Origin of the sequence: Wenzhouxiangella sediminis, assembly GCF_003410055.1 — a bacterium.
In the GTDB taxonomy this organism is placed as follows: domain Bacteria; phylum Pseudomonadota; class Gammaproteobacteria; order Xanthomonadales; family Wenzhouxiangellaceae; genus Wenzhouxiangella; species Wenzhouxiangella sediminis.
In genome coordinates, this window is the sequence record NZ_QUZK01000044.1 from 41,019 (window position 1) to 53,301 (window position 12,283).

Sequence of the window (12,283 nt, forward strand, 5' to 3'; positions counted from 1 at the left end):
GTTACTTGACGGCCCGGATGCGCTGCGGCTCGTCGGCGAGTTCCTCGAGCAGGTCGTCGATGCGCTCGAAGGCCTCCGTGAGTTGCTCGGCTTCGGGCAGCAGGGTGATCCGGAAGTGGTTGCGTTCGGGAATGTTGAAGCTCGATCCCGGCACGATCAGGATGTGCTTGTGCTCGAGCAGTTCGGCGGCGAAGCGGTGGTCGTCGAAGTCGCCGAACACTTCGGTGCGCACCGAGGGGAAGGCGTACATCGCGCCCATCGGCTTGACCAGTTCGAGGAAGCGGCTCCTCTCGCAGGCCTCGATGACGGCCTGGCGCGATTCGAACAGGCGACCGTCGCGGCCGACCAGGTCGGCGATGGACTGGTAACCGCCCAGCGCCGTCTGCACGGCCCACTGGCCCGGCACGTTGGCCGACAGCCTGAGCGCGGCCAGTTTCTCGACCGCCAGCATGTAGTCCTCGGCCCGTTCCAGCGCGCCGGTGAACACCGCCCAGCCCACGCGCCAGCCACAGGCCCGGTAGACCTTCGAGAGGCCGCCGAAGGACACGCAAAGGGTCTCCGGCGCGAGCGGGGCCATCGGCACGAAGCGGGCATCCTCGTAGCAGATGCTGTCGTAGATCTCGTCGGAGAAGATGATCAGGTCGTGACGGGTGGCCAGGTCGGCCAGCGCCTGCAGCGTTTCCTCGGGATAGACCGCGCCGGTCGGGTTATTGGGGTTGATGACCACGATGGCGCGCGTCTTCGACGTGATCTGCTCCTCGATGCGGGCGACGTCGGGCAGGAACCCGTCGGACTCCCGGCACTGGTAGTGCACCGCCTTGCCGCCGTTGAGCACCACCGCCGCGGTCCACAGCGGATAGTCGGGTGCGGGCACCAGCACCTCGTCTTCCGGTTCGAGCAGTGAGCGAAGCGTGAGATCGACCAGTTCGGACACACCGTTGCCGACCACCACCTGGTCGTAGCGCGTGTCGGTCAGCCCGCGCGCCTGGAACTGCATGGCCACCGCTTCGCGGGCCGGGAAGATGCCGGCCTGCGGTCCGTAGCCCTCGGAGAAGGGCAGGTTGCGGATCACCGCGCGGCGCATGGTCTCGGGCGTGCGAAAGCCGAAGGCGCCGGGGTTGCCGATATTCAGGTGCAGGACGTCGTTGCCCTGCTGCTCGAGCTCGCGCGCGCGGCGGGCCAGGGCGCCGCGGATTTCGTAGCGCACCGCCTCGAGCCGGCCGGCGGTCTGGAATGACGGTTTCATGCCCGCAATCATACCGTTTCGGCGAGCGTTCAGAAATGCGTTGCCGCCTGCAAAGAGAAAATCGTCCACAGATGAACACAGATGCACACAGATGAAAGAAGAAACGCTTGTGTCGGCCGTGGATGCAGATGCGTTAGTCTTGGCGGCTCGATGTCTTCGAATGATTCCGAGGAAACACCACTGATGTCCCGATTCCTGTTTCTGGCCGTTTTGCTCGCGCCGGTGGCGCTGGCGCAGATGGCCACGCCCTATCCCGAGCCCACCCCGTCGCCGTTGGCGGGGCTGGACTATCCGCAATCGCTGTTCCCCGAAGAGGCCGACCATGATCCGGCCGTTCCGCTGCCCGAGTCGGTGCTCGGTTTCGAGGTGGGCGAGCGGGTCGCGACCTCGGAGCAGATCGTGGCATACGCTCGCCGGGTTGCCGAAGCGTCCGATCGCGTCGAGCTGGTCGAGTACGGCCGGACTTTCGAGGGGCGGCCGCTGGTCTACCTGGCGGTTTCCACGCCGGACAACTTGGCGCGGCGCGACGAGATCCAGTCCGGCATGGCCGCGCTTGGGGACCCGCGCGATTCGGATGCGGGTGAGCGCGAACGATTGATCGACGAGCTGCCCGCCGTCGCCTGGTTGGGCTATTCCATTCACGGTAACGAGAGTTCGGGCTCGGACGCTTCCCTGGCCGTGCTCTACCACCTGGCCGCTGACCGCTCTGAGCAGACGCGTTCGCTGCTTTCCGACCTGGTGGTGATCATCGACCCCAACCAGAATCCGGACGGACGGATGCGCTTCGTCAACGGCGTCCACCAGGCCCGCGGATCCCAGCCCAACGTCGACGACCAGTCGCTGGTGCACACCGGCTACTGGCCATTCGGGCGCGGCAACCACTACCTGTTCGACCTCAACCGCGACTGGATGTACGCGCGCCAGCCCGAAACCCGCGGGCGCATCCCGCACGTCATCGACTGGAAGCCGATGTTGTTCGTCGACATCCACGAGATGGGCTCGCAGGACAGTTTCCTGTTCTCGCCGCCGCGCAAGCCCTACAACCCGCACCTGCCGCCCTACCGGATGGACATGGCGCAGCGTTTCGCCGACGAGCAGGCGCAGGCCTTCGACGCCTTCGGCTACCCGTACTACTCGGGCGAGTGGAACGAGAACTGGTTCCCGGGTTATTCCGACGCCTGGGCGGCCCTGCGCGGCGCCCAGGGCATTCTCTACGAGCAGGCGCGCATCGCCGACGACGGCGTGCAGCGCGACACCCACCTGCTCAGCTACCAGCAGTCGGTGCACCACCAGGTGCTATCGACCCTGGCCAACCTGGAAACCCTGCAGGCGAACCGCCAGCGCATGTTGTCGAACTACGCGGCCGATCGCGCCGATCTGGTGTCCGACGACGGGCCCTACAGCGAGCGCAGCTTCGTCTTCCCGCCCAGCGAGAACCAGGGACGGCTCAACGAACTGCTGGAACTGCTCGCCATCCAGGAAATCGAGACGCATCGCCTGACCGAGGACCTGCGCGTTTCCCGCGCCACCGACGTGCTGGGGCGCGAGCGAAGAGACGTGACCCTGCCGGCCGGCACCCTCGTGGTGCGCAACCGCCAGCCGGCCGCGCGCCTGGTCGCCGCCATGTTCGAGTTCGACCCGCAGATCGGCGAGGCCGCCCTCGAGGCCGAGCGCGAGTCGGTGCTCAAGGACGGTCGCAGTACCCTCTACGACACGACCGCCTGGAACATCCCGATGATGTTCGGCCTGGATGCGATGAGCGTGCCGGAGCACCTCGACCGTGGCCTCGAGGCCATCGAGCCCGCGCGCGTGACCGCCGCGCCCGAGACGGCCGGCGACGCCATCGCCCTGGTCGCTTCGGGCCACGACGACCGCACCGTCGCCCTGGCCGCGAGGCTGCTCGAGCGCGGCCTGGCGGTGCGCGCCAACACCCGCGAATCGGAGCTGGACGGCCATGAACTGCCGGTGGGCTCGATCGCGATTACCCGCGACGACAACCGCAATATCGACGACTGGCAAGAGCGCGTGGCCGAAGCGGCCGCCGAACTCGGCCTGGGCGTGCGGCCGGTCGGGCACGGCCGGGCACCGGGCGAGAAGGCGGACCTGGGCGGCGGCTATTGGCAGGTGCTCGAGCAGCCGCAGGTCGCGCTGCTCGCCCGGGGCCGGGTCAACATGCTCGACTTCGGCTCGGTGTGGTACCTGCTCGATCATCGCCTGGGCATTCGCCACAGCCACCTCGACGAAAACCGCGCCGGCTGGAGCGACCTGCGCCGCTACAACGTGCTCTACCTGCCCGACCGCTGGGGCGGCAGCCTGCCTTCCGGCCTGGTCGAGGCGCTCGGCGACTGGGTAAAGGGCGGCGGTACCCTGATCGCCTCGGGCAGTTCGGCCGAGGCGCTCACCGCCGGCGACGAGCCGCTGGTGTCGGTGCGCACGCTGCAGCAGGTTGTCGGCGATGACCTCTCCGAATACCAGGACGCCCTGCACCGCGAGTGGCTGGCGGCCAACGACCCGCTTCCGGCGGGAATCTGGGGTCACGCCGCCGACAGCGGCGTCGCCTATCCCTGGCAGGGCATCAGAGAATCGCTGCCCGACGCCGAGGAACGCAAGCGCCGCGAGGCCTGGCAGCGGCAGTTCATGCCTTCGGGCGCGCTGGTGGCCGCGCGAGCGGATCGCGAACACTGGCTCGCCGCCGGTTCGGGCGACTTCTTGACGCTGCTGTTTTCCGACTCGCCGGTGCTGATGAGCAAGCCGCCGGTCGAGGCGCCGCTTCGCCTGGGCGTGTACTCGGAGGCCGAAACGGAGGCCCGCCTGGTGGGCTGGGCCCCCGTGCCGGAGGGCCAGGAGTTGCGCGTGCGGGCAGGCGGCTTGCTGTGGCCGGAAGCGCGTGAGCGCATCGCCAACGGCGCCTGGGTCACGCGCGAGCGCGTCGGCAGCGGCCAGGTCATCCTGTTCGCCCACGAGCCGGCCTTCCGGGCGGCGCAACTGGGCGCCATGCGCATCCTCGAGAACGCGCTGATCTACGGGCCGGGCCTGGGCGCGGACCACCCGGTCGAACTGCCCTGAGGTGCCCCGGGCGCGATCGCGGGAAACTGAAAGCCCCGGAACGTGCCAAAGAAACACGGACCGCCGCCCGGCGTTAAGCTGGGCGGCCCAATCGGATCAAACCATCTACGGAGCGAAATCGTGCAGGTAAAAGGTGTCTACACAGCCCTCGTCACGCCCTTCGACGCGTCGGGCGAAGTCAATTTCGACATGCTGGGCGAGCTCCTGGAAAAACAGATCGCCGCCGGCGTCGCGGGCGTGGTGCCGATGGGCACTACCGGCGAGTCGCCGACCATGTTCAACGCCGAGCACGACGCGGTCATCCGCTACACGGTCGAGAAAGTGGCCGGCCGGGTGCAGGTCTGGGCCGGCACGGGATCGAACAACACCCAGCAGGCCATCCGGACGACCGGCGAGGCGCAGGAAGCCGGCGCCGACGGCGCGCTGGTGGTCACGCCCTACTACAACAAGCCCTCGCAGGCCGGGCTCATTCGCTACTTCCGCGAGATCGCGGAGTCGACCGACCTGCCGATCATCGTCTACAACATCAAGGGGCGCACCGCGGTCAACGTCGAGACCGACACCCTGGCCGAGATCGCGAAGATTCCCAACGTCATCGCGGTCAAGGAAGCCTCGGGCGACATCGGCCAGATGACCGACGTCATCGATTCCATCTGCCACCGACAGGACGATCCCTTCTGGGTGGTTTCCGGCGACGATGCGCTGACCCTGCCGCTGATGAGCGTCGGCGGCCACGGTGTCATCTCGGTGGTTTCCAACCTGGTGCCCGAACGGATGGTGGCGATGGTCGAAGCCGCCGCCGACGGCGATTTCGAAACCGCCCGCCGGATTCACTTCGAGCTGCTGCCGCTTTTCAAGGCCAGCTTCATCGAAACCAACCCCGTCCCGATCAAGGCGGCCATGAAGCTGTGCGGACTGGATGTCGGCGGCGTTCGCAGTCCCCTGGCGCCCTTGACCGATGCCAGCCACGAACGGCTCACGGCGATCCTGCGCAAGGCGGGTCTGATCGCTCAGTGACGGGCCGGGGCGGCGAGAACCGCCCCGGCGCACTCCCTTACTGTTGTTCGAACCGGTCGGCGAAGATGCCGTCGACCGGCACTTCGGCGGTGTAGAGCCCGGCCCAGCTTTCGGTCTCTTCGGGATCGATCGGGTCGATGTAGAGCATGCTGGCGGTGATCGCGATGCGTCCGTTGCGGAAGCCGTCGCGTTCGATCGCCACCGAACTGATGTAGGAATCGGCCGGGGCTTCGGGATCGAGCAACTGGCCCGGCGTGGTCGCCACTTCGGCAATCGTCTTGAGCGCTACCGGAGAAGTGAAACGCTCACGCAGGTAGATGCCGGCGAGCCCGTCGCGCTGGGCCTGGAAGGCCACGCGAGGCGGTCCGTTCCCGGTCGACAGGGCGGCGTAGGCGCTGCTGCGCCAGCGGGCGAACTCTTCGGACTCTTCTTCCTCTCCACCCCCGGTGCCGGGCACCCGTCCCGAGAACACCCAGAACAGGAAGTCCTCCATATCATCCCGGCCGGTTCGCGAGATCAGGTGCGTGGTGTCGGTGCTCGTGTCGTGAACGAAGATCCCCTGGTTGACAGGAATCTGGACCTCCAGTCCATCGGGATGCTGTTCGTTGCAGTACGCCAACAGGGCGGGGTTGCCATCCTCGGGGCACTCGAGCAGTTTGGTGAACGTGTTGTTGCCCCAGGTGCCCCAGAAGGCGACCATCGTGCCGTCGCTGCTCAGCGACAGCCCCTCGCCGAAGTTGGTGAACTGGGCGCCGGGGATGCCGGGCACCGGATCGCCGATGCCGACGACGGTCTCGAGCGTGGGCATGTGGGCGATCGGCGCCTTGTAGATACCCCCGAAAGTCGGGTCTTCCTCGAAATCCCAGCCGGTGAAGTAGACCGAACCATTGGCGGCGCTGGGTGGCGCTGTGGCGTCGAAGACAATGCCCGGGTGCCCCGGAATCTCCTGCCCTGAACGCGCGATCATGCCGGTATACGGCGTCGGTGGCCCGCCGACCACGTCGCGGAAGAAGATGCCGGTTCGGCCGAGGCCGTCGTTGAGGTCGGTGTAGTTGCCCTTGTAGATGATGTAGTCGCCGTCGACCGCGGGCGCGCCGGGAAACTGGTCGAAGCGAGTGCCGGCGACTGTCTCCGGCACCGAGAACCAGGGAAAGGTCAGCGTGATCTGGTCGGGTTCGACCGCGGCGCCGAGCAGGCTGGCTCCGGTGGTCGGGTTGCCGCCGGGGAAGGCGTAGATGCCGGAAGTGCCCACCCGCGTGACCTCGTCGCCGCCGACGGAATACTCCCAGACGGGATCGTGTTGGCCGCGGGTGGCGACCAGGCTGCCGTTGGGATCGATGCGCGGCGTCGACGGGAACTCGTTGTAGGTGCCGCCCAGGTTGTTGGGCGAGGGCACCGGGTCGCCCCGGAACAGGAGTTTGATCACCGGATCGACGCCGTTGAGGTCGAGCTGGTAGACACCGCCGGCCTGCGAGCTGCCCAGCACGGCCGCTCGGGCGCGGAAGACCACGACGCCCTGGGTGTTCAGGCCGGGCGGATTGTAGCTTCTGAACAGGTCGCCGGGCGCGCCGCCAGGCGCTTCGTCGCCGTTGTTGGCGATCACCTGCCAGGCCAGCGGTTCGGCTCCGAAGACCGGCGTCGTCCAGGCGACGGCCAGCATGAGCAGGGAAAAAAGAAGACTTCGCATCGGTGGCTCCCATGAGTTGGTCGGTTAAGGGCTCCGGGCTTTTGGAAGGAGCCGATTGTGTGTACGTTAGGGCACTGAAAAGGCGAGGATAATGGCTTAAGTCAATCTGCTTGCATCTTTGAGCCTCTAGGCTGTTCGTGAAGTCCAAGTGCCCGACATGAACGGGGAGGGGTATTCATGCCGACGATTCTCAGGGTTGCAGTGCTGTTGCTGTGGGCGACTGGAACGACCGCCATCGCCCAGCCGACCATCGATTTCGGCCCGGCGGTCAACGTGTCCGATACGCCGACCGGCACGGCGGGCACGGATGACATTCTGGTCGTGGACCAGGCGACCTTCGAAAAGGTGCACGTCGTGGCCTACGCCGACGGTCCGAACGGGCGGCGTGATGTCTACGTCCGCTACTCCACCGATGAAGGCTCGACCTGGTCGTCCCCGGTCAACGTGTCCAACACGGCCGGTCAGACCAACGTCGTCGGCGGCTTCGGCAATTCACGGCGGCCGGCGATCGTAGCCGACGGCGACGAGGTGCTGCTGGTCTGGAACGATCGCTACTGTCCCGGCGGAAACCAGGGCAGCTATTCGCCGGACGGTGTGCCGACCGCGTTCGCCTGCATCTGGGCGGCGCGCTCGACCGATGCGGGCCGTACCTGGTCGTCGGCCGAGCAGCTCACCGACGGCTCACGTGATGCGATCAACCAGTTCCCGGCCGCCAGTGCGGACGGATTCGCCCTGGCCTGGCAGGAGGATCCCGCCGGCGTTCCACAGGGCGGTGCCGACGGGGCTTCGGGCGCCAGCGGCAATCCCGGAACGGACATCCACTACACGGCACTCACCAAGGCCGCGTTCTCGTCCGCGACGGCCTTTCCCGCGCCGGTGGAAGTCTCCGACAACGTTTCCACCGCTTCGGGAGAGCCCCGCGCCACGCGCCCGAACCTGCAGATGGTCGGAAACACGGCCCTGCTGGCCTACGAGGAAACCAAACCGGGCGGGGGCGGCAAGGACGTGATCTGGCACGCATTCACGTTCTCGAGTCCGCCCTCGGGCAGCGCCGGGAGCATCGTCAACCAGGATGCCGGCGAGAACGCCCGGCGCGTCCGGGTGGTGGCCCAGTCCCCGGCCGATGCGGGCGTCGACGGCGCCACGGCGATGGTGCTGTGGCGGCAAGGCATCGGCAACGAGGGTGCTCCGGCCGATTTCATGATGCGCCGGGCCACGGGCGGCTACGGCATCGGTCAGTTCGACGACGCGGTCAATCTCAGCGGCGCCACGCTCGACGAGGCCACCGGTTTCGATCCCGAGGACAGCATTCGCGGGCATCGGGGCATCCTCGACGGCGGCTTCGCCGCGGTGGTGTTCATCTACACGCCGAGCGAGGCCGACCGGGCGCTCCAGCAGGCGACTTACAACGTGCTGACCCGCCGCTCCTTCGATGGCGGCCAGACCTGGTCGGCCCCGCGGAACGTATCGGGCATCTCGGACTTCGGCCGGATGGCCTTCGCGCCGCGCATCGTGGCCACGCCGCCGACCATTCCGAGCGGCGATCCGCTCGATGTGCGCAACGAGAACATCTATTTGCTGGCCTGGGACACGCGCGAGAATCTCGTGGAGCAGCACGAAAGCGAGCGCTACGATGCCTTCGCCGCCATCACCGTCGATCGCGGAGAGAATTTCTCCGCCCCGGTGCCCATCGCCGACAGCATCGCGGAAGAATGGGAGACCGGAATCCAGGCCTGGCCGTCCGGCGAGATCGTGTGTGCCAACTGGAAGCAGCAAGAACCCGGCGAGAGCTCCGAAACCTGGTTTCGGTGCGGCCTGCGTGGTCAGGTGCCGGCCCTGGCCGTGCCCGTTCTGGGGCCGTGGAGCATGCTGATGCTGATCGCAACGCTGCTGATCGTGGTCCGCCGCTTCGCGGCCATGCCTGTTTCGAATTGATCGCGCACGATGTCTCGCGCACTCAGTCGACGGCTTTCGCCTCGATGCTGAAGCGCACCAGGACCTCGTCGGAGACCCGCAGGGCCCCGCCGGCCGCCGAGTAGGGCGTCAGGCCGAAATCGGTCTGGCGCAGGACGAAGCGGCCCGCTGCGGTCAGGGACGCTTCCTGGATGTCGAGCGTCACGGGCACGGTCAGCGCACGCGTCTCGCCGGCCAGGCTCACCCGGGCGCGGATGTCGGGCTGCCAGCGCGGCCCGGTGATCGCGATCGATTCGACGCGAATTTCCGGGTGGGCTTCGGCATCCAGCAGCGCCGGCGACAGCATGTTGCGGCGTGTGCCCTCGATCGCCTCGGCATCGACCGCCCCTTCGAAGCCCTCGGCCGCTCGCCATTCGTGCCGGTCGACCGCCAGCGCGCCCGCGTCGATTGTCAGTCGCAGCGCCGAGTCGCGAAAGGGTTCGGCCAGCACGATTTCACCCTCGATCACGCTGCCGCCGACCACGTGCGGGTGACCGAGGCGCGCCATCGGGCCCTCGGCGCGGACGATCAGCCGCAGGCGCGATCGGTCGCGGTCCACGACGAAACGGGTGCCGGAAGGCCAGGGCGTCGCCGACGCATCCGTGGCTGTGGCGCGGCTGACGCCGTCGGGTGCCGGCGGCAGGGACTGGCAGCCGACGAGCAGGAGCATGGGCAAGAGCAAGAGGCGTGCGACCGGTGACAGTTTCTTCATGACGGCGCTATAGTCTCTGAAGTGCAATCGCTGGAGGGGCGTGCGTGAGTCTGCCCATTCGCAACACCGAACGAGCCTACGGCCTGGTCAGCCAGACCTTCCACTGGCTGGTCGTGGCCCTGATCGTCGTCCAGTATATCTGGGCCTGGCGGATCGACGAGGTCGAGGGGCTGCGCGATCGGCTCGAGCTGGTCACCCAGCACAAGACCATCGGCATGACCATCCTGTCGCTGGCGGTGCTCCGCCTGCTCTGGCGCCTGTTCAACCGGCCGCCGCCGCTGCCCGCGCACATGCCGCGCTGGGAACAAATCGCGGCTCACGCGGGTCACTGGATGCTGTACGGGCTGATCTTCGTCATCCCGCTATCGGGCTGGGCGTACTCCTCGGCCGCCGGCTACGGCGACTACTGGTGGGGTCCGGTGGACTTTCCGAGCATCGCACCCAAAAGCGAGGATCTCGAGGACCTGTTTCACGAACTGCACGAGTGGTTGACCACGGCCCTGGCCTTCGTCGCCATCGGTCACGCGCTGGCCGCGCTGCGACACCACTTCTGGATCAAGGACGACGTACTCAAGAGGATGCTGCCGATATGGCGAAAGAACTGAAATTCGCGGCCCTGGCGCTGCTGATGGCGCCGGGCCTGGCTCTGGCCGACTGCTTCCGGGCCGACCAGGAAAACGGCCGGATCGAGTTCACCGGCGTGGCCGAGGGCAGCCGGTTTAGCGGCGAGTTCGGTGAGTTCACCGTCTCGATCTGCATGGACGGGCGGGACCTGGCGACCGCGGGCATCGAGGTCGTCATCCAGACCGCCTCGGCCGACACCGGCAACGAAGACCGCGACAGCGAGCTGCTCGGTGAGAACTTCTTCCATGTCGAGGAATATCCCGAGGCCACCTGGGAGAGCGGCGAAATCCGCGCCGACGGCGAGGCATTCGTCGCGGAAGGCAAACTCGAGCTGCGCGGCATCGAGGCCGATCAGCCGGTGCGGCTACAGATTTCCGGAGACAATCCGCCGGTGCTCAGCGGCAGCGCCGAGATCATGCGCCTGAACTGGGATGTCGGCATCGGCGAGGACTTCGAGGATACCGACTTTATCCGCAACCGGGTGGACCTGCAGTTCGAACTGCGGCTGCAGCCTTATTCGAAGGGGTAGTTCAGCCTGGGGCGGCCGTAGCGCCATGAGGTGGCTTCCGAAGTCTCGTCGGGTTCACGCCAAGGCGCAAAGGCGCAAAGTTCGCCAAGCAAGATAAAGACGCGGACATTGCTTCTCTATCTATCTTTGTCTTTCTTCGCGCCCTTGGCGCCTTTGCGCCTTGGCGTGAGACCGACGACCGATCAGCGCTGAACACGCGTCGCTACGGGCGCATGCACGCAAGCTGCCGTCTTATTCGTCCGCCACCCCGAGCCGCTTGTGCATGATCGGCGAGGTCGTCGTGTACTGCACGAACTGGCGCGCGTCGGGGTAGACGTACTTCTGCACGCCGAAGGCCGCCAGGGCGGCCTCGTGGAAGCCCGAGAGGATGAACTTCTTCTTGCCGGGATACGTGTTGACGTCGCCGATGGCGAACACGCCCTCGACCGAGGTCTGGAATTTCTCGGTGTCGACCGGGATCTGCTTCTTCTCCAGGTCCAGTCCCCAGTCCGCGATCGGCCCCAGGTCCGGCGACAGGCCCCAGAACACCAGCACTTCGTCGCCCTCGACGCTCGACTTGTTGCGCTCGAGGTCCATCAGGTCGAAGCCGGTGAAACGCCCGTCCTCGCTGTGCACCTGGGTGATGATGCCCTGGCGCTCACGCACCTTGCCCTCGGCGGCCAGCGCGCGCACCTTCTCCACCGAGGCGGCCGCGCCCCGGTATTCGTTGCGGCGGTGGATCAACTCGACCGACTCGGCGATCTCGGCCAGGTCCATGGTCCAGTCCAGCGCCGAATCGCCGCCGCCGAGGATCAGCAGGCGCTTGCCGCGGAATTGTTCCCGGTTGGTCACCTTGTAATGGATCTGGTCGCTGGTGACCTCGTCGATGCCCTTGGCCTTGAGCTTGCGGGCCTGGAAGGCCCCCAGGCCGGCGGCGATGATCACCGCGCCGGCGTCGAACTCGGTTCCCGTGGAGGTCACGACCGTGAAACGGCCGTCCTCGCGCTTTTCGAACTTCTCGACACGCTGGCCCAGATGAATGCCGGCGTGGAAGGGCTTGATCTGCTGCATCAGCTTGTCGACCAGCTCCTGCGCGCCGATGACCGGCCAGGCCGGAATGTCGTAGATGGGCTTTTCGGGATAGAGTTCGGCGCACTGGCCGCCCACCTGCGGCAGGCTGTCGACCAGCTCGGCCTTCAGGCCAAGCAGTCCGAGTTCGAAAACCTGGAACAGGCCCACGGGACCTGCGCCGACGATGACCGCATCGGTCTGGATTGTCATGAGGGGCTCCGGGGGTGTTGCGGTGGATTCTGGGTTCAGGGTCCTATGATAACCGTGGTGGGGGAGGTTTCAGGTTGCAGGTTTCAGGTTTCAGGTTTCAGGGGTTCCGGGTTCCGGTATCCTGTGCCCCGAACCCCGAACCCCGAACCCCGAACCCCGAACCCCGAACCCCGAACCCCGAACCCCGAA

General features: G+C 66.9%; 9 protein-coding genes. 5 read left to right on the top strand and 4 right to left on the bottom strand.

The genetic code is table 11. The features are described 5' to 3' along the window. Position 1: 1 nt before the first annotated feature. Positions 2–1,246 carry an aminotransferase class I/II-fold pyridoxal phosphate-dependent enzyme gene (locus DZC52_RS12090; RefSeq protein ID WP_220338362.1) on the bottom strand — a complete coding sequence of 415 codons (1,245 nt, stop codon included), beginning with the start codon at positions 1,244–1,246 and terminating at the stop codon, positions 2–4. 183 nt (positions 1,247–1,429) lie between these two features. Here DZC52_RS12090 and DZC52_RS12095 point away from each other — a divergent pair, with 183 nt between their 5' ends. After that, positions 1,430–4,312, top strand: a complete 2,883-nt coding sequence (locus DZC52_RS12095; protein WP_181918930.1) for a M14 family zinc carboxypeptidase — start codon at positions 1,430–1,432, stop codon at positions 4,310–4,312. A gap of 120 nt (positions 4,313–4,432) precedes the next feature. Next, positions 4,433–5,329, top strand: coding sequence for a 4-hydroxy-tetrahydrodipicolinate synthase (gene dapA / locus DZC52_RS12100; RefSeq protein ID WP_116651408.1), 897 nt, complete (start codon positions 4,433–4,435; stop codon positions 5,327–5,329). A gap of 37 nt (positions 5,330–5,366) precedes the next feature. On the opposite strand, the gene DZC52_RS12105 is transcribed toward dapA, so the two are convergent. Continuing rightward, the gene (locus tag DZC52_RS12105) at positions 5,367–7,016 is read right to left on the bottom strand and encodes a hypothetical protein (RefSeq protein WP_147307689.1); all 1,650 of its coding nucleotides are present in this window, start codon (positions 7,014–7,016) and stop codon (positions 5,367–5,369) included. A gap of 177 nt (positions 7,017–7,193) precedes the next feature. Between DZC52_RS12105 and DZC52_RS12110 the strand changes: the two genes are divergently transcribed. Continuing rightward, entirely contained in the window at positions 7,194–8,951 is a 1,758-nt protein-coding gene (locus tag DZC52_RS12110) for a sialidase family protein (protein WP_116651410.1), read from the top strand. Between the two features lie 22 nt (positions 8,952–8,973). Here DZC52_RS12110 and DZC52_RS12115 read toward each other — a convergent pair whose 3' ends face one another. Next, positions 8,974–9,681, bottom strand: coding sequence for a YceI family protein (locus tag DZC52_RS12115; protein ID WP_116651411.1), 708 nt, complete (start codon positions 9,679–9,681; stop codon positions 8,974–8,976). A gap of 44 nt (positions 9,682–9,725) precedes the next feature. Here DZC52_RS12115 and DZC52_RS12120 point away from each other — a divergent pair, with 44 nt between their 5' ends. Further along, positions 9,726–10,286: a cytochrome b gene (locus tag DZC52_RS12120; protein WP_181918931.1), complete on the top strand. Its 561-nt coding sequence runs from the start codon at positions 9,726–9,728 to the stop codon at positions 10,284–10,286. Then, positions 10,271–10,834, top strand: coding sequence for a YceI family protein (locus tag DZC52_RS12125; protein ID WP_116651413.1), 564 nt, complete (start codon positions 10,271–10,273; stop codon positions 10,832–10,834). The genes DZC52_RS12120 and DZC52_RS12125 overlap by 16 nt, the downstream gene beginning before the upstream one ends. Before the next feature lie 231 nt (positions 10,835–11,065). On the opposite strand, the gene DZC52_RS12130 is transcribed toward DZC52_RS12125, so the two are convergent. Further along, the gene (locus DZC52_RS12130) at positions 11,066–12,094 is read right to left on the bottom strand and encodes an NAD(P)/FAD-dependent oxidoreductase (protein ID WP_116651414.1); all 1,029 of its coding nucleotides are present in this window, start codon (positions 12,092–12,094) and stop codon (positions 11,066–11,068) included. Between the last annotated feature and the right edge of the window lie 189 nt (positions 12,095–12,283).